The sequence below is a fragment of the Mesorhizobium sp. M7A.F.Ca.US.005.03.2.1 genome (genome assembly GCF_003997795.1).
GTDB classification, from domain to species: Bacteria; Pseudomonadota; Alphaproteobacteria; order Rhizobiales; family Rhizobiaceae; genus Mesorhizobium; species Mesorhizobium ciceri.
In genome coordinates this window covers 1-702 of the sequence record NZ_RZRP01001481.1, presented here as the reverse complement: position 1 = coordinate 702, position 702 = coordinate 1, and the positions used below count along the sequence as shown (strand labels likewise).

The 702-nt window shown below is 63.2% G+C and carries 1 protein-coding gene; it reads right to left on the bottom strand.

Annotated features, from left to right (window positions below):
* Positions 1 to 702: leucyl aminopeptidase (locus tag EN991_RS38620; RefSeq protein ID WP_127370650.1), on the bottom strand; the 702-nt coding region annotated here is incomplete at both ends.

The following is a 702-nucleotide window of genomic DNA, read 5'->3' as shown; positions in this document are numbered from 1 at the left end:
GTCGAGATGAGCCCATGGCGTGTCCTTGACGAAGCGCTGCAGAAACTGCGCCGCGATGGTGGCGCCGCCAAAACGGCCGCCGATGTTCTTCATGTCGGCGTTCTTGGAATCGATCAGCTTGTCGTATTCGGCGCCGAGCGGCATGCGCCACAGCCGTTCCTGAGTCGCCTGCCCCGCCACCGACAATTTTTCGGCCAGTTCGTCATTGTTGGAAAACAGGCCGGCATAATGTTGGCCGAGCGCCACCATGATGGCGCCGGTCAGCGTCGCCAGATTGACCATGAATTTCGGCTGGAAGCGGTCGTTGCAGTACCACAACGCATCGGCCAGCACGAGGCGGCCCTCGGCGTCGGTATTGAGCACCTCGATGGTCTGGCCCGACATCGAAGTGACAATATCACCGGGACGCTGGGCATGACCGTCGACGGCATTTTCGACCAGTCCGATGATACCGACGACATTGGCTTTCGCCTTGCGGGCCGCCAGCGCATGCATCAGGCCGGTAACGGCGGCGGCGCCGCCCATGTCGCCCTTCATATCCTCCATGCCCGAGGCCGGCTTTATGGAATTGCCGCCGGTGTCGAAAGTGACGCCCTTGCCGACGAAGGCGATCGGGCTGTCCTTCGGCTTGCCGCCGTTCCACTGCATGATCGCCATGCGGGCGCCGCGTGGCGAGCCTTGCGCGACACCGAGCAGCGAGCC